Source organism: Tenacibaculum aiptasiae (genome assembly GCF_008806755.1).
Classification (GTDB): Bacteria; Bacteroidota; Bacteroidia; order Flavobacteriales; family Flavobacteriaceae; genus Polaribacter; species Polaribacter aiptasiae.
In genome coordinates this window covers 145931-163605 of sequence record NZ_WAAU01000003.1, presented here as the reverse complement: position 1 = coordinate 163605, position 17675 = coordinate 145931, and the positions used below count along the sequence as shown (strand labels likewise).

The following is a 17675-nucleotide window of genomic DNA, read 5'->3' as shown; positions in this document are numbered from 1 at the left end:
TATTAAATCACTAATCTTAAAATAGCTATATCGTCTGTTGGAATCTGGTTTTCTTTGGATAACTCTATCAATTTTCTATCTAAAAAATTGGTAGCAGACGCTTCTGGGATATCTTTTAATAATATTTGAATTATTTCTGATTCTTCCTTTTGATTTTCTTTGTTTTTAAGATTTTTAAAAGAATAAATTCCATCTGTACTGATAGATAAATCGTGGAACATTTCTATTGAAATTCGTTGTTTTTGTTGCTCAAACCAGAAATTAAAATCTTCATTCAAATGATAGCCCAGATAATCAGGTTTGTCTTCTTGTTCAAAATGATATTCTTTTCCATCAACACAAACCAATCCATCACCTACAACTATAATTTCTGCCTTAGCATTATTAGAATTCACTATTCCTAAAATTAAAGTAGATAACAACTCGTTAAATTCTAAATCTAACTTATTTCTAATGATTTTTAATTCATCAAAAAGCTCTTTTAAAACGTTTTCAAGTGTTAGTTTAGGTCCTGTAACTTCTTTCTCTACAAAAAACTTATATCCTATCTTTTTAGCTATATTTCTTAAGATTTTGCCAAACAATATAGATGAAAAAACAGCTTCTTTCCCCGTGGAACATCCATCCATAACAGCTATTAATCTCTGATTATTGGATAGTTCTTCGTTTATTAAAAAATCTTCGCAGTAATGGGTGTGGAATTCTCCTCTCTGGAGCGTTGAGTATATCTTCATTCACCACAAAAGTAAACACTTTTTTATTAAAATTCTAAATACTTCAAAAACTAAAAAACTCCTCTTTGAATAGAGGAGTTTTTAATTATTTGAGTAGTTCATCTAAAACTTCTTCAGTTCTTTCATCTGAAGGTTTATGCATATTTGGATTCACAATTTTTCCTTCTGGTGATATTAATATAAATCTTGGAATCGAAGTTATACTGTATGATTCTATAAATTTAGATTGAAAAGAATTATCTGCAAATAACTGTATTCCTTTCATTTTTTTAGATTCTAATGTTTCTTTCCATAAAGCATATTTATCTTTCTTATCAACTGAAATCCCAATAAAAACTATGTTTTTGCCATGGTATTTTTCTTCTAACTTTTTTATGTAAGGTATTTGCTGTAAACAAGGTAAGCACCAAGTAGCCCAAACGTCTATAAAAACATATTTACCTTTAAAATCGGTTAGCTTAACTATTTTTCCGTTTATATCATTAAATTCAAAATTAGGAGATGTTTTCCCTTCTTTAGTTTTTTTAACATTTTCATATAACTTCTTGGCTTCTTTTAAAAACTCTTTGTGGGTAACATATGCTTTTATCAGCTTATAATATTCTTCTGATTTCTTTGGGGTTTTAGAAATACCATAATAAAAACTCAATAATACATCTAGCTTTAACGCTCCTGTTTTAATACTTCTAAACAGCAAGTCCATTTCTTCTATATCTTCTGCTTTTTCTATAGCTTTTTTCCATTTTAAACCCGCTAAACTCTTATATGCTGGTATTGTATTAAACAAATACTCATCATCATAATTTATATCTTTTAAAGGCTTTAAATAGCTTTCTGAAGGAGTAACTATTTTTCCAAAATAAAATTTTTGCAAATTTTCATAACTATATAAATCCAATAAGTAGTCGTATTTTAAATTTTCTAATTCTTTCCCAACAAAAGAATCGTCTAATTTTTTACTCATTAGCATATTTTTAACCTCTTCATTTAAGATTTTTATTTGCTCTGAATATTTATTCTCACCTACTTTATAAAACTTCTCAGTATCTTTTTTTCTCTCTATAAATAATTTTCTTTTATCTATTAAATACTGGTTTATTTTTGCTCCTTTCCCTGAAAAAGCAACCGTATTTATAAGATCTTTTGCATCAAATGAAATGGTTAAATCATCATCGTTTTTTAGATACAAATAAATCATTTCATTATTCTTTCTTAGAATATAATATCCATCAGATAAATCAATTTTTCCTGTATTAAACGTACCTGTTGTATCTACTTCAATGTTTTTAACTACTCTTTCTCCAAGGTTTCGTAACGAAAAAAAAGTTCCTTTTTCATAATTCTCTATTTTTCCTTTTAATTCTTGACCTAATACTACTGCTGATGCAAACAGTATTAGTAGCATACTCATTTTTTTCATAGCTTTTTTTAATTATTTAATTTATACTCTTTTTAAGGTTTCTAAGGCTTTATGAACCGAATCTATTTTTATAAATGTAATAAGTAAACGCAAGCCATTTTTGGTTTGTTTTTCCTTCATTACACAGCTTTTAGAATTACGTTGTACATACTGTAGCATCTTAGTAAATGCTTCTGTTTGATAAAAAGCACTTTGCTGATCCGATACAAAGTATCCAATCATTCGTTTTTGCTTTAAGATTATCTTTTCAATCCCTAATTCTTTTGCTAACCATTTAATACGAACACTGTCAAATAAATCTTGAACTTGTGTTGGATATTCTCCAAAACGATCGGTAATTTGACTCTCAAATTCTAGTAATTCTTCTTCTGTGGTTAGGGTAGATAACTTGTTATATAAGCTTAAACGTTCTGTAACAGAATTCACATAATCGTCAGGGAAAAGAATCTCAAAATCGGTATCAATTTGCACCTCTTTTACGTATTCTTTTGGTGCATTTTCATCTACCGGATATAATTCTTTAAACTCGTTTTCTTTTAGCTCTTCTATAGCTTCTTGTAATATCTTCTGATAAGCATCAAAACCAATATCATTAATAAATCCGCTTTGTTCACCTCCTAATAAGTCTCCAGCTCCACGAATTTCTAAATCTTTCATGGCTATATTCAATCCACTACCTAATTCAGAAAACAGCTCTAAGGCTTGTATACGCTTACGAGCATCGTCTGTCATCATATGATATGGAGGTGTAATAAAGTAACAAAAAGCTTTTTTGTTTGAACGTCCTACACGTCCACGCATTTGATGAAGGTCAGACAGTCCAAAATTATTAGCATTGTTTATAAAAATGGTATTTGCATTAGGTACATCCAATCCACTTTCAATAATGGTAGTTGATACTAATACATCAAATTCATTGTTCATAAAACCAAGCATCAATTCTTCTAGCTTTTTTCCTTCCATTTGACCGTGGCCTATACCAATTTTAGCACTTGGTACCAATCGTTGTAACAAACCAGCTACTTCCTTTATATTTTCTATTCTATTGTGAATAAAAAACACCTGTCCTCCACGTGAAACCTCGTAAGAAATTGCATCTCGAATGCTCTCTTCGCTAAAGCGAATTACATTGGTTTCTATTGGATGACGGTTAGGTGGTGGGGTTTTTATTACCGATAAATCACGTGCGGCCATTAAACTAAACTGCAATGTTCTTGGAATTGGTGTTGCAGTTAAGGTTAGCGTATCTACGTTTTCTTTAATAGTTTTTAACTTGTCTTTTACGGCTACTCCAAACTTTTGTTCTTCATCAATAATTAACAGTCCTAAATCTTTAAATTTTATGCTCTTGTTGGTTAATTGATGTGTTCCTATTACAATATCTACACTACCATCGGTAACACCTTCTAAAACGCCTTTTCGCTGTTTTGCGGTCCTAAATCGGTTTAAATAGTCAATACTAACCGGAAAGTCTTTTAATCGCTCAGAGAAGGTTTTAAAGTGCTGAAACGCTAAAACTGTTGTTGGTACTAAAACAGCTACTTGTTTTCCGTTATCTACTGCCTTAAATGCTGCACGCACGGCTACTTCTGTTTTTCCAAAACCAACATCACCACAAACCAAACGATCCATAGGTTGTTCTTTTTCCATATCTGCCTTTACATCTTGTGTAGATGTGTACTGATCTGGTGTATCTTCATACAAGAAACTTGCTTCTAGCTCATGCTGCATGTGAGTATCTGGACCAAAAGCAAATCCCTTTTGTAACTTTCTCTTTGCATATAACTGAATTAAGTTAAATGCTATATGCTTTACTCTTGCCTTGGTTTTCTGTTTTACCTTTTTCCAAGCACCTGAGCCTAGTTTATATACTTTAGGTGGCTTACCATCCTTTCCATTAAACTTCGAGATTTTATGCAACGAGTGGATGCTTACATACAAAATATCGCGATCGCCATAAACTAGTTTAATAGCTTCTTGCTTTTTTCCTTCTACGTCTATTTTTTGTAATCCTCCAAACTTTCCTATTCCGTGGTCTATATGAGTTACATAGTCGCCAATATCTAATTTTGTTAGTTCTTTTAGGGTTATTGACTGCTTTTTAGCATATCCATTCTTTAAACGGAATTTGTAATAACGTTCAAATATTTGATGATCTGTATAACAAACTATTTTGTTTTCTAAATCAACAAACCCCTGATACAAAGGGAATACAATTGTTTCATATGAAACATCTTGTTCACCATCGTCAAAAATATCGTGGAACCTTTGTGCTTGTTTTTCATTAGCACAAAAAATATAATTGGTAAATCCTTTAGCCGAAAACTCGTTAAAATTCTGAATTAATAAATCGAATTTTTTATTGAATGAAGGTTGTGGATGGGTATCAAAACTAACTTTTGTTAGTTTTTCATCTACTGTTGTTCCAATTTTTACGGTTGTAAACTCTTGTAATTGATTTTTTATGAGTTCTCCATTACAAAATAACTCTTTAGGCTCCGAATGTTTTATTTCTGTTGATAATTCGGCAAATGATAGCTCTGCTTTTCTATAAAACTTATCTAAATTTCCTGTAAGAATATCAACATTCTTGACAAAAATGGCTGTTTTTGAAGAGATGTACTTTAAAAAACTCTCTCTTTTTTCTTGTAATGCCTTGTTTTCTACATTTGGCATTATACTTACTTTCTTCAGCTTTTCTTTTGATAGTTGAGTTTCTACATCAAAGGTTCGAATACTATCAACTTCGTCGCCAAAAAACTCTATACGATACGGTTCGTCATTGGAAAATGAAAACACATCAATAATTCCTCCACGTACCGAGAATTCTCCTGGTTCTGTAACAAAATCTACTCGATTGAAATTATATTCAAACAATACTTCGTTGACAAAATCTGGCGAAACATTTTCACTAACCGTAATTTTTAGTGTGTTTTTTTCTAGTTCTTTCTTAGTTACTACTTTTTCAAATAGAGCAGTTGGATAAGTAACTATAATGGCTGGTTTCTTTCGAGAATTAATTCGGTTTAATACCTCTGAACGCAGTAATACATTCGCATTATCCGTTTCTTCTATCTGATAAGGTCTTCGATATGAACCTGGGTAAAACAGTACGTTTTTATCGCCTAATAATTGCTCTAAATCGTTTAAATAATAAGCGGCTTCTTCCTTATCGTTTAGTACTAACAAGTAAGGTTTATCGGCTTTTTTAAATGATTCTGAAATAACAAAAGACAACGAAGAACCAACCAAATTCGTTATTTGAAAATGGTGTTGTTCTTGTTGAAATGCACTAACAATCTGGTTTACATTATCCGATTGTTGGTAATAATTTACAATAGTTTGCTTACTCAACCTAAAAAATTTTGAGCTAAAATACGAGTATTATTTTTTTTCTAATTTTAAATTTTTCTAAAATTAGTTGCTTTTAACTATTGTTAGTTGTTTTAAATCTAATTTGCTTCTTTTTACTCTCTATTTGAATAATTTCATACTCTTTTTTTGTTATAAAATCTATATCTTCATCACTTACTTCAAAACTTATATGTGTTAACCATCTATTGGAAATATTAGAAAAATCAGAACTTATTTCTTTAGTATCAGAATCTATATACATTTCTACTTCCCCTCCCAAAAAAGATAACTCTACACCTTTAAATGTTTTTATTTCTGTTCTGCTAAGCATAGCTAATTCCAAGAACTTATAACCAGCCAATTCGTTGAATGTAATCCAAATACCTAATAGATTATTTCCTGCAATTTGATCACCTTTTATTTCATTTATCCTTCCTTCTGTATAAGTATCAACATGTGTTCTTTTCATAGCTCTAATGTTTCCAAAAGCAGCTAAAACTTTGTCTATTTTCTTTAGCATTTTATATAATTTAATTCGTTCTTTTTGTAGTTATCCAACCCATATAAATAGATGTTTGAAAAAAGCGTAAAGGTGCTTCAAATCCAGCTTTTATAAGCAATTCTCTTAATCGTTCTTCCGATACTGATTTTAACTTATTTTCTATACGATACAAGCGATTGTTTATCTCTTCTTCCGTAATTGTTTTTGGTAAAAGCTGTCTTAATATTTGTAAGTTTTCTTTGAGTTGTTTTTTAGTTCCTGTAATGTCTAATAATACCAATGGAGCGTTGTTTTCCAACCTCTCTGCTATACTTTTTAATAAGTTTAGCTTCGTACCATCATCTTCCATAAAATGCAGTACCAATAGTAGGGTAGCAGCTCCAAATTTTTGTGATGAACTTAAGTCACTTACCAATCCTTCGATTAAAGTTACATTTTTATATTCTTGTAGCTTTTTTCTAGCTTGTGCTATCATTTCTGGCGACGGATCTACTCCTAAAATTTCCCATTGCTTAGAATTCTCTATAAAATAGGCTATTTCGTTACCTGTTCCACAACCTGCTACCAGTAATTTTTTGTTGGTTGTTTGACTTAAAATCTGTGGTAATTTGCTTAAAAAATAATGGTAGTTTGGTATCCAAGCCTCAACAAATTCATTGTAATTGGTAGCTCTTTTATCTTCGAATATTTCTACGTTTTCCATTGTTAAAAACCTTTTCTTTTCTGTCATTAAACTTAGTTATTTAATAGGAGAGGAGCAAAGTAGTTCTTCCAATTTTACATGTAGAAAAACGTTTAAAATATAGAAGTTTGTTTGTTTTTAAACTTACTACACGTGGAACTTTTCATTTTGTAAATACAATTTTTCTTCAGCCATATATTTTATAAACCTCTTAAAATTAACGTTTTACAAATATTCAATTAACTTATTTTCAGTAATTTAACAACTAAATTTTATAAAAAAGAAAAATGAATAATCCATTTCAAATCCAACCTGAACTTCGTTATGGTGCTCCTGTATGCGATGAAATTTTAGTAGGCCGTTATTTTACTATTGGTTACTCTTGGTATTTCAGACAAGCCAAATGGACACTAGAAATTATTAACAGAAATAAGTATTTACTAACCAAAGCCGATCGTATGAATAATTTTCGTGCTGATACTAGAATTCCAAAACGTTTTCGTGCTGGTTTAGGGGCTTATAAAAATAGTGGTTACGACCGTGGACACCTTGTGGCCAGTGCAAATAGTGATATTCTGGAAATTCAAAATAGTGAAACCTTTTTACTATCGAATATGTCTCCTCAAAAACCATATTTTAATCGTAGAATTTGGAGAAAATTAGAAGAAGCTATCAGAAAACTCAACGATAAACCTGAAATTTTAGAAACTTATGTGCTTACCGCTCCTGTTTTCTATTTTGATCAAAAAATTAAAACTATTGGCGATTCTTCTAACGAATATGGTATCGATGTTCCTATTCCTCATGCTTTTGTTAAAAGTGTTTTAGCCGAAGATGATAAAGGTCGTTTGTCTTTATGGACTTTTGAAATGGAGAATAGACAACTGAGTGGTGAATTAGAAGACTATTTAGTTGTTACTTATGACGCCGAACAAAAAGTTGGTGGAAGATTTTGGGATCGTATCGATGGAGGTGATCTTCATCAACAAAAAAAATTTCCAAATCCTATTTGGGATTATTAATTGAAATGTTCCACATGAAATTTTTTCATGTAAAACATTGTTTAGGATTTATTTTTTTAAAATAGAATTTCCTTATATAATTTTTAATTTGATCATAAAATTTTATTTAAATTTTCAAAAAACACTCAAAAGTGAATTTTTGAGTCAAAAAAATGTAAAAACTTAATTTTAGGTAGTTTTTAGGCTCTTTTAAATAAATAACAACAATTCTATAAGGCCATTTTTAAAATACGCTTAAAAAAACCTTGAGAGAGTTGTTTTAATTACTAAAATTTATACTTAAAAACAACAACATAAAAAAAATCAATTCTTGTTTTTTTGACAAATTTCTTAAATTTAATAGAAAAGTTACTCGTGACTTTTTTTGAATCCCTGCTTCTAAATATTAAAAACTTATTAATCTTAAAAAATTTAGATATGGCTATTTCAGATTTATATTCAAGCGGAAAACACAAACAAGAAAAAGGTCATTTTGCTAGTGTTGTAAAAATTGCAAAGACTGATGGAATTATTTCAGAAGGGGAGCAGAAACTTTTAGATAGAGCTGCTAAAAAATTACACATTAATAAAAGTGAGTATGATGAAATTTTAAAAAATCCTGAAAAATTTCCTGTCAATCCTCCTGTGAGCTACGATGAGCGTATTGAACGTTTATATCGTTTAACTAAAATGATTTTTGCCGATGAACATGTTGACAAGGATCAGGTGATTTTAATGCAAAAAATAGCTGTTGCTTTACATTTTCCAACAGATAATGTTGAAAAAGTATGTGATGAAGCTTTGCACTTAGTATTGAACGATAATGACTTGGATGATTTTACTAATGCAATAAAAAAAGTAAACGCTATTTAAACAGATTTATACTAAATTCGCGCTAACCAAGTTATTATAATAAATCTACTATTTAATGAAGAATAAAATTTTACTTATAGCCTTACTTTGCAGTTCTATAAATTTATTTTCCCAAAATTTGAACGATTCTTGGCAAATTGGTATTGGAATGGGAGTTACAAAATTTAGTTCAAGTGATGCTGCTTTTATTGGCGATGGGGCTTTATTTCAAGTACCTGTTATCAGTTTAACAATGCCAATTGGTGAGCGATTTTCTTTAGACGGAGCCATGTCATTTAATACAATTGATGATATTGGATTAATCAAAAATTCAGCTAAATATTTTTCATTAGACGCATCTTTTCGTTATAACTTAAATCCTCTTTTTGAGAATTTTAGTCCTTATGTTTTCGCTGGTGGAAGTGTGGTTGATTCTGAAAGAAAGATGACACCAACGTTTAATATTGGTGCGGGTGGTATTTACTGGTTAACCGATACTATAGGTATAAATCCTCAAGTATATTACAAGCATTCATTAGAGAGCTTTGAAAGCATGCGTTCTCATATCCAAGGGACTTTGAGTGTTGTATTTAGGTTGAATTGGAATAATATGTCTGGTGGCAATTCACCTAATAAATCAAGTGCTTCATGCTACTACAATCAGTTTTAAATAGAAAACTAAACACATAAAAAAATCCGGTTTTAAACCGGATTTTTTTATTTATGATAACTTCTCAATTGCATTTTTTATGCGTTGTAAAGTAGTTTCTTTTCCTATCATTGTCATAATTTCAAACAAATCTGGTCCTGCTAACTTACCAACTAAACTCAAACGAAGTGGTTGCATTACTTTTCCAAACCCTATTTCTTTTGAGGTAATCCATCCTTTAATTTCAGTTTGTGAGTTTTCAATAGAAAAATCTTCAATGTTAGAAATAACTTCTGTTAATTCAGTCATTAAAGCTCCTGTTGTTTCTTTCCATTGTTTTTTTGCTGCTTTTGCATCATATTCTGTAGGATTTTCAAAGAAGAAACTTGATAAATCCCAGAAATCAGCTACAAAAACTGCTCTCTCTTTTATTAAAGAAACCACTTTCTCTGTATAATCTACATCACTATTGATTCCTTTTTCTTCAAGAATTGGCAAGTATAAATCAGTCAACTCTTTATCTGTTTTAAGCTGTAAATACTGTTGATTAAACCATTTTGTTTTATCTGGACTAAACTTGGCACCAGATTTACTAACTCTTGCTAAATCGAATGTTTTTACTAATTCTTCTAAAGAGAATATTTCTTGCTCTGTACCAGGATTCCATCCTAAGAAAGCAAGCATATTAATAAATGCATCGTTAAAATATCCGTCTTCTTTATATCCTCTAGAAACATCTCCTGATTCTTCGTTGGTATATTCTAATGGAAATACTGGAAAACCTAATTTATCTCCATCACGTTTGCTTAATTTTCCTTTTCCTACTGGCTTTAAAATTAATGGTAAGTGTGCAAATTTTGGTGCATCCCAACCAAAAGCTTTATACAATAACATGTGAAGTGGGAGAGAAGGCAACCATTCTTCACCACGAATTACATGTGATATTTCCATTAAATGATCATCAACAATGTTTGCTAAATGATACGTTGGCATTCCGTCTGACTTAAATAATACTTTATCGTCTAAGGTATTTGTGTCTATTTTAATAGTCCCACGTATTTCATCTTGCATGATTAATGTTTCGTCTTGTGGTGTTTTAAAACGAACTACATATTTATCACCAGCAGCTATTTTAGTAGCTACTTCTTCTTCAGAAAGCGCTAAAGAGTTTTGTAATTTTTCGCGATTATGCCAATTGTAGATAAATGTTTTACCATTTTCTTCATGGTTTTTACGGTGTGCATCTAACTCTTCAGCTGTATCAAAAGCGTAATATGCCCATCCTTTTTCAATTAATAAATCGGCATACTGCTTATATAATTCTTTTCGTTCTGACTGACGGTATGGTCCGAATTTTTCATTTTTTCCTGGTCCTTCATCAAATGGTATATTACACCATTCTAAAGAATCTATGATGTATTGTTCTGCATTTGCTACATAACGAGTTTGATCTGTATCTTCAATACGTAAAACAAAAGTTCCGTTATATTTTTTTGCAAATAAATAATTGAATAATGCGGTTCTAACACCACCCATGTGTAATGGTCCTGTTGGACTAGGAGCAAAGCGTACTCTTACGTTATCAGTCATTGTTTTTAATTTGAAAGCGCAAAGATAGTTTTAATATAATCATAAAAAAAGCGAGCCTAAGCTCGCTTTGTATTATTTGAATTGGCAAAAACCATTTAAGCTAATCAAAGCTTAAGTTTGGTTAGTTGATAACGCAAACTACATTAATTTTATGTTTCATCTTTTATTTTTGCCATAAAAAAAGTAGGGGATTTCCTTACTTTTTAAAATTTATGATATAATCCGAAAGTTAATGCTGCTTTTTTAGGTACATTTCTTCCAGCAAATGCTCCTCCAAAACCAAAATTGATTCCTGTTTTATCGCTAACTTCTCCTATTAGTTTTAATCCAAATGCGGCAAAACTTTGATCATTTACGTATAATCCTGTAGCAACATTTTGAAGTGGTAAAGCAACATCTCCGTTTTTAAGAGAAGCTACGCCATCTAAAAATCCAGCAACCCATAACCAATCTATAGCTTTATATCCTATTTCTCCACCTAACTTATATGTACTACTATAATCGTTAGTTCTAATATCAAATCCTGTTGAGGCTTGAATATACCATCTATCAAATCCTCTTCCTGCAATAAATAATGGTGTAACTGTCCAAGCATCGTAACCAGTTCTTAAACCAGAAGCAATTGAAAAACTACTTGTGTTAGCTTCAACTGTTAATTGCCCTGTTAATAACCATTTTTTGTTGTAGAAATTATGCTTAACTCCAATTTGAATATTTCCTAATGATGTTTTTGATTCCTCAGTAGTAAATGAAATTGGTTGTACTAAAGCTCCAGATTTAACCATTTTTAAAGGTACAGAAGCTATTAAAGTTGTTTTATCTGAAAGACCATACTCTCCATATAATTGTAAAGTATTATCATTTATTTTACGATTTGTGCTATAATCTGGGTTACCGTACAATGCATCATAATTAGAAATTGTAGTAAAAGATAATTGTACATATCCCTCGTTTTTCTTTTTCGTCCATGGACTTTGAGCTATAAGATTTACTGAAAATAATAAGAGTAAAATAGATAGTTTTTTCATGTTTAACGTATTTAATTTTTTAAAAAATAATTATTTCAAGGCTTTAGTAGCTATTAATGGTATTTTCTTACACATATCTTTAACAATAATTTACTTTTAAAAATAGTACTTTTATAGTTGATATGGAGAAATTTAATATAATAGAACAGAAGTTACTACAATTTAGTAAAAAATACTACACAAATGAATTAATAAGAGGAAGCATACTATTTGTTTCTTTAGGGTTAATATATCTTTTCTTTACCCTATTCATTGAATACTTTTTATGGCTTAAACCTAATGCAAGAACCATTTTATTTTGGCTATTTATTGCTGTAGAACTATTTCTATTTTTCCGTTTTATTTGCTTTCCTATTTTTAAAATTACTGGTTTACAAAAAGGAATTTCTTTTGAAGATGCTTCAAAAATTATCGGAAATCATTTTCCTGAAGTTAAAGACAAACTTTTAAACGTACTTCAATTAAAAGAAAATAGCGATAATTCAGATTTATTATTAGCTAGTATAGAACAAAAATCAAGTGTATTACAACCTATTTCTTTTAATAAAGCAATAGACTTTAAAAAGAATAAAAAGTATTTAAAGTACGCTTTAATTCCTCTTTTAATTTGGGGCTTTACTTTTTTGACTGGAACAACAAGTAAACTTTCACAGAGTTTTAATCGTATGGTAAATCATTCTGTTGCTTATACACCTCCAGCTCCTTTTTATTTTAATTTAACTTCTAAAGATTTAAATGTAATTAAAGGAAAAGATATTACTATATATATTCAAACAACAGGAGAGGTGATTCCTCAAGAAGCTAAAATCCATTTCAACAATCAACAATATTATTTAGAGAATGAAGGTAACGGTCTTTTTTCTTACACATTTGTAGAAATTCAAGAGGCTATTAGTTTTTATACAAGCGCAAACGGTATTGAATCGAATACATTTAATTTATCTGTTATAAACACTCCATCTATTCAAAACATCTCTTTAAACTTAAAATATCCAGCTTATACTAAAAAGAAAAATGAGACGATTGAAAACACGGGAAACATAAATGTTCCACAAGGAACAATTGTTCAATGGAAGGTAAAAACAACTGAAACCGATACAGTTAGTTTACTACTAAATCAAAAACGTTTTAATTTTTCTAAAGAAAACTCTGATCTTTTTCAATTGAATAAACAATTAAAAGAATCAATCAATTATCAGATAACAACTACTAATAAAAATTTAAAAGATTACGAACAATTACAGTTTTCTATTGATGTTACTAAAGATGAATTTCCAACTATAAATGTGAATTCAAACATAGATAGTATTAGTAGAGGTAATGCTCAATTTGTAGGACAGATTTCAGACGACTACGGCTTTAAAAAATTAGAGTTGGTGTATTATGATAAAAACAATATTAGCGATTCTAAAAACACTTTAATAAACATAAACAAGAATAATATTCAGACTTTCTTTTTTGAGTTTCCAAACAAATTAGACTTAAAAGAAGGAGTTAATTATGAAATGTATTTTCAGGTTTTTGACAATGATATTATTAATGGAAGCAAAAAAGCTGTTAGTAGAAAGTTTTCATATAGACAGAAAACATCTAATGAAATTGAAAACGAATTATTACAAGAACAACGTAATTATATTCAGAATTTAGAAAATTCTTTAAGCAAGCAAGAAAAGAGTAAAAAAGAATTAGAGAAGATTCAATTCGATCTACAAAACAAAAAGAATATTAACTGGAACGATCAGAAAAAAATTAAAAATTTAATTAAGCGTCAAGACCAGTATAAAGAAATGATGCAACGTCAAGCTCAAAAATTACAAGAGAATTTCTCTGAGAAAAAAGAGAAAAACGAAACACTTCAAGAGAAAAAAGAAGACTTAAAAAAGAGAATAGAAGAGCTAAAGAAATTAGAGAAACAACAAAAGCTATTAGATGAATTAAAGAAGCTTGCAGAGAAGCTTAACAAGGAAGAGCTAATTAAAAAAACAAAAGAATTAGCAGAACAAAATAAGCAACAAGAAAAAAGTTTAGAACGTATTTTGGAAATGACCAAACGTTATTATGTTGAACAAAAGATGCAAAAAATTGCTGACGACATAAACGATTTAGCTAAAAAGCAAGAAGAGCTTAATAAGAAAGAAGCTACAAAAGAAGAGCAAAACAAAATCAATAAGGAGTTTCAAAAGATTAAAAAAGATCTTGATGAATTAAAAAAAGATAACAATAAATTAAAAGCTCCTATGAAACTTCCATCTTTAGAAAAGCCTTCTGAAGAAATACAAAAAGAATTAAATAACGCAGATAAAAAATTAGATAACGGAAAACAACAAGAGGCAAAAGAAAATCAAAAAAAGGCTGCTAAAAAGATGAAAGAAATGAGTCAAAAAATGCAAGACTCAATGCAACAAATGAGCGCCGATATGGAACAAGAAAACATGGAAGGTTTACGTCAGGTATTAGAAAACTTAATTACATTTTCTTTTAACCAAGAAAGACTAATGAATATTTTTTCAAGCACTAATTCATCACACCCAAACTTTGGTAAGAACTTACAAAAACAGCATCTACTTAAAACTTATTTTGAGCACATAGATGATAGCTTATTTGTATTATCAATGAAATCTCCAAAGATATCTTCTAAGGTTCAAGATCAACTTGCATTAGCTCATTACAACTTAGACCAATCATTAGAAAACTTTGCTGACAACAAATTTAGAAATGGTATTTCAAATCAACGCTATGTAATGACTTCTGCAAACACATTAGCAGACATGTTAAGTAATGCTTTAGACGCTATGCAAAATCCATTACCTGGTAGCGGAAAAGGAAAGGGGAAAGGTAAATCTTTTAGCTTACCAGACATTATTCAAAAACAAAATGAATTAATGGAAAAGATGAAGAATGGTATGAAAAAGAAAAATCAAGGAAAACCTAAAGATGGAAAAGACGGAAAGAAGGGTGGAGATAAAGGCAAAAAAGAAGGTAAAAACGGAGAACAAGGCGAAGGTTTAGATGGTGAATTATTTCAAATTTATAAAGAACAATCTGAACTAAGACAACAATTAGAAAACGCAATTAAAGAAGGTAAAGATTCAAATGGAAAAGCTAAGCAAGCTTTAAAAGAAATGGAGCAGTTAGAAAATGAAATTTTAGAAAAAGGTTTTACGCAACAAAGCATTAACAGAATGCAACGATTAAACTATGAATTACTAAAATTAGATAAAGCTACCTTTGAACAGAATCGTGATAAGAAACGAAAATCAAACACCAACTTACAAGAATTCAATAATAGTTCCAGTAAAGAATTAAAATTCAAAAAGCTGTTTTATAACCAAACAGAGATATTAAACAGACAATCACTACCTTTGCGCCAAAATTATAAAAAGAAGGTTCAAGAGTATTTTAGCCTTCCTAAAAACGAAAAGTAATAGAGTCAATTTAGTATTTAAAACAATACTTTTTATTTATTAAATTGATTTATTACTTAATTAATAAATTAATTATCCTGATAAATAAAGAATGATTGACTTTAATTACGAAACCAATTTTCAGTTAGAAAGCGAAGAAAAAACTTCTAAATGGATTCAGAGCTGCATAGAAGAAGAAGGCTTTGAATTAGGCGAAGTAAACTATATATTTTGTGACGATTCTTATTTACACAAAATAAACGTTGAGTTTTTACAACACGATACTTTTACTGATATAATTAGTTTCGACTACACACTTGGTAAATTAGTTGGTGGAGATATTTTTATCTCAGTAGAACGCGTAAAAGAAAACGCTGACTTATTTAAAACTTCTTTTGAAAACGAATTACACCGAGTAATTATTCATGGTATTTTGCACTACATGAAATACAAGGATAAAACAAAAGAAGAGAAAGAAATTATGCGAAATAAAGAAAACGACTGTTTAAAGAAATTAGAAAATAATTAAAACCGTTCCACGTGGAACTGAATATAAAATGAGTTTATTTAATACAACATACGATGTAATTGTAGTAGGAGGAGGACATGCTGGAAGTGAAGCTGCAGCCGCAAGTGCAAACATGGGTGCACACACACTTCTAATTACAATGAACTTGCAAAACATAGCTCAAATGAGTTGTAACCCTGCTATGGGTGGAATTGCTAAAGGACAAATAGTTCGTGAAATTGATGCATTAGGAGGTTATAGCGCTATTGTAACCGACAAGACAGCTATACAATTTAAAATGCTAAATAAATCGAAAGGACCTGCTATGTGGAGTCCAAGAGCTCAATCTGATAGAATGCAATTTGCAGAGTGTTGGAGAACCATGCTTGAGCAAACTGATAATTTAGATTTCTATCAAGATTCTGTAAACGGTTTAATCTTTGAAGGAGATAAAATTGTAGGAGTAAAAACCGTATTAGGATTACACATAAAAGCTAAAACAGTCATTGTAACAGCAGGAACTTTTTTAAATGGTTTAATTCATATAGGGGATAAAACATTTGGTGGAGGAAGAGCTGGAGAAGGTTCTTCTACAGGAATAACAGAAGATTTAGTTTCTAAAGGATTTGAATCTGGAAGAATGAAAACTGGAACACCTCCAAGAGTTGATGGACGATCTTTAGATTATACTAAAATGACAGAGCAACCAGGAGATGATAATCCTGAGAAATTCTCTTATTTACCAATAACAAAAACATTAACTAAACAACGTTCTTGTTATTTAACTTATACTAACCCTAAAGTACACGATTTACTTAGAGAAGGTTTTGATCGGTCTCCAATGTTTAACGGAAGAATTAAATCTACAGGACCTCGTTATTGTCCATCTGTAGAAGATAAGATTAATCGTTTTGCAGAAAAAGAACGTCACCAAATATTTGTTGAACCAGAAGGATGGAACACAGTTGAAATATATGTAAATGGTTTTTCAACTTCTTTACCTGAAGATATTCAAGATAAAGCTATACGATCTATCGAAGGTTTTGAGAATGTAAAATTCTTACGTTATGGTTACGCTATAGAATACGATTACTTTCCTCCAACACAATTAAAACACAACTTAGAAACTAAGTTAATTGAGAACTTATTTTTTGCTGGGCAAATAAACGGAACTACAGGGTACGAAGAAGCAGCTGCTCAAGGATTAATGGCAGGAGTAAATGCCGCTCTTAAAATTCAAAACAAAGAGCCATTTATTTTAAAAAGAAGTGAAGCTTATATTGGAGTTTTAATTGACGATTTAATTACTAAAGGAACAGAAGAGCCTTATCGTATGTTTACTTCAAGAGCAGAATACAGAACTCTTTTAAGACAAGATAACGCTGATTTACGTTTAACAGAAAAATCATTTCAATTAGGTTTAGCTTCTCAAGAGAGAATGGATAGAGTAGAAGAGAAGAGAAGAAAAACTAAAGATGTTATTAATTTCTTAGAAAACTTAAGTGTAAAGAAAGAAGAAATCAATCCAATTTTAGAAAGCAAAGGTTTAACTTTAATCAACCAATCAATGAAGCTTTTTAAAATTGCTGCTAGACCTCAATTAAGTATTAACGATTTTAAATCGATTGCAAAGCTTGAAAATTATTTTACAGAAAACAATATCGATTCTGAAATTATAGAGCAAGTAGAAATACATTTAAAATATTCTGGATATATAGAGAAAGAAAAAAATAATGCTGACAAATTAAACAGATTAGAAAATGTTCCAATACCTTCTAGTTTTGATTACAGCAAAGTAAAATCTTTATCATTTGAAGCAAGAGAAAAATTATCTAAAATCCAACCAACATCAATTTCTCAAGCTAGTAGAATAAGTGGAGTATCTCCAAGCGACATATCAGTTCTATTAGTTTATATGGGTAGATAAAATATAACTAAAAATAAAACGTTC

General features: G+C 30.0%; 13 protein-coding genes. 6 read left to right on the top strand and 7 right to left on the bottom strand.

Annotation, left to right across the window (positions count from 1 at the left end):
- Positions 1-2 precede the first annotated feature (2 nt).
- The 5 genes from F7018_RS00790 to F7018_RS00770 all read right to left on the bottom strand — a co-directional run bounded on the left by F7018_RS00790 (position 3) and on the right by F7018_RS00770 (position 6740).
- Positions 3-734, bottom strand: coding sequence for a protein phosphatase 2C domain-containing protein (locus F7018_RS00790; RefSeq protein WP_150898073.1), 732 nt, complete (start codon positions 732-734; stop codon positions 3-5).
- A gap of 85 nt (positions 735-819) precedes the next feature.
- Entirely contained in the window at positions 820-2145 is a 1326-nt protein-coding gene (locus F7018_RS00785; RefSeq protein ID WP_175578599.1) for a TlpA family protein disulfide reductase, read from the bottom strand.
- A 30-nt stretch (positions 2146-2175) separates the two neighbouring features.
- Entirely contained in the window at positions 2176-5508 is a 3333-nt protein-coding gene (gene mfd / locus F7018_RS00780; RefSeq protein ID WP_150898071.1) for a transcription-repair coupling factor, read from the bottom strand.
- A gap of 73 nt (positions 5509-5581) precedes the next feature.
- The gene (locus F7018_RS00775) at positions 5582-6028 is read right to left on the bottom strand and encodes a hypothetical protein (RefSeq protein WP_150898070.1); all 447 of its coding nucleotides are present in this window, start codon (positions 6026-6028) and stop codon (positions 5582-5584) included.
- Between the two features lie 10 nt (positions 6029-6038).
- Complete coding sequence (locus F7018_RS00770) at positions 6039-6740, bottom strand: class I SAM-dependent methyltransferase (protein ID WP_246175018.1); 702 nt, start codon at positions 6738-6740, stop codon at positions 6039-6041.
- 239 nt (positions 6741-6979) lie between these two features.
- Between F7018_RS00770 and F7018_RS00765 the strand changes: the two genes are divergently transcribed.
- From F7018_RS00765 to F7018_RS00755, 3 genes are all read left to right on the top strand, one after another.
- The gene (locus F7018_RS00765; protein WP_150898069.1) at positions 6980-7714 is read left to right on the top strand and encodes a DNA/RNA non-specific endonuclease; all 735 of its coding nucleotides are present in this window, start codon (positions 6980-6982) and stop codon (positions 7712-7714) included.
- Between the two features lie 417 nt (positions 7715-8131).
- Entirely contained in the window at positions 8132-8566 is a 435-nt protein-coding gene (locus tag F7018_RS00760) for a tellurite resistance TerB family protein (protein WP_150898068.1), read from the top strand.
- 55 nt (positions 8567-8621) lie between these two features.
- On the top strand, positions 8622-9215 hold the full coding sequence (locus F7018_RS00755) for a porin family protein (RefSeq protein ID WP_150898067.1): 594 nt from the start codon (positions 8622-8624) through the stop codon (positions 9213-9215).
- Positions 9216-9266: 51 nt separating this feature from the next.
- On the opposite strand, the gene gltX is transcribed toward F7018_RS00755, so the two are convergent.
- Together gltX and F7018_RS00745 are read right to left on the bottom strand one after the other, a co-directional pair.
- The gene (gene gltX / locus F7018_RS00750) at positions 9267-10784 is read right to left on the bottom strand and encodes a glutamate--tRNA ligase (protein WP_150898066.1); all 1518 of its coding nucleotides are present in this window, start codon (positions 10782-10784) and stop codon (positions 9267-9269) included.
- Between the two features lie 203 nt (positions 10785-10987).
- The gene (locus F7018_RS00745; RefSeq protein ID WP_150898065.1) at positions 10988-11812 is read right to left on the bottom strand and encodes a hypothetical protein; all 825 of its coding nucleotides are present in this window, start codon (positions 11810-11812) and stop codon (positions 10988-10990) included.
- 122 nt (positions 11813-11934) lie between these two features.
- Here F7018_RS00745 and F7018_RS00740 point away from each other — a divergent pair, with 122 nt between their 5' ends.
- The 3 genes from F7018_RS00740 (at position 11935) to mnmG (ending at position 17651) form a co-directional block, all read left to right on the top strand.
- The gene (locus tag F7018_RS00740; RefSeq protein ID WP_150898064.1) at positions 11935-15237 is read left to right on the top strand and encodes a DUF4175 family protein; all 3303 of its coding nucleotides are present in this window, start codon (positions 11935-11937) and stop codon (positions 15235-15237) included.
- A 91-nt stretch (positions 15238-15328) separates the two neighbouring features.
- Positions 15329-15745, top strand: coding sequence for an rRNA maturation RNase YbeY (gene ybeY, locus F7018_RS00735; RefSeq protein WP_150898063.1), 417 nt, complete (start codon positions 15329-15331; stop codon positions 15743-15745).
- A 28-nt stretch (positions 15746-15773) separates the two neighbouring features.
- A complete protein-coding gene (mnmG, locus tag F7018_RS00730) occupies positions 15774-17651 on the top strand; it encodes a tRNA uridine-5-carboxymethylaminomethyl(34) synthesis enzyme MnmG (RefSeq protein WP_150898062.1) in 1878 nt (625 codons plus the stop codon).
- The last annotated feature ends 24 nt before the right edge of the window (positions 17652-17675 follow it).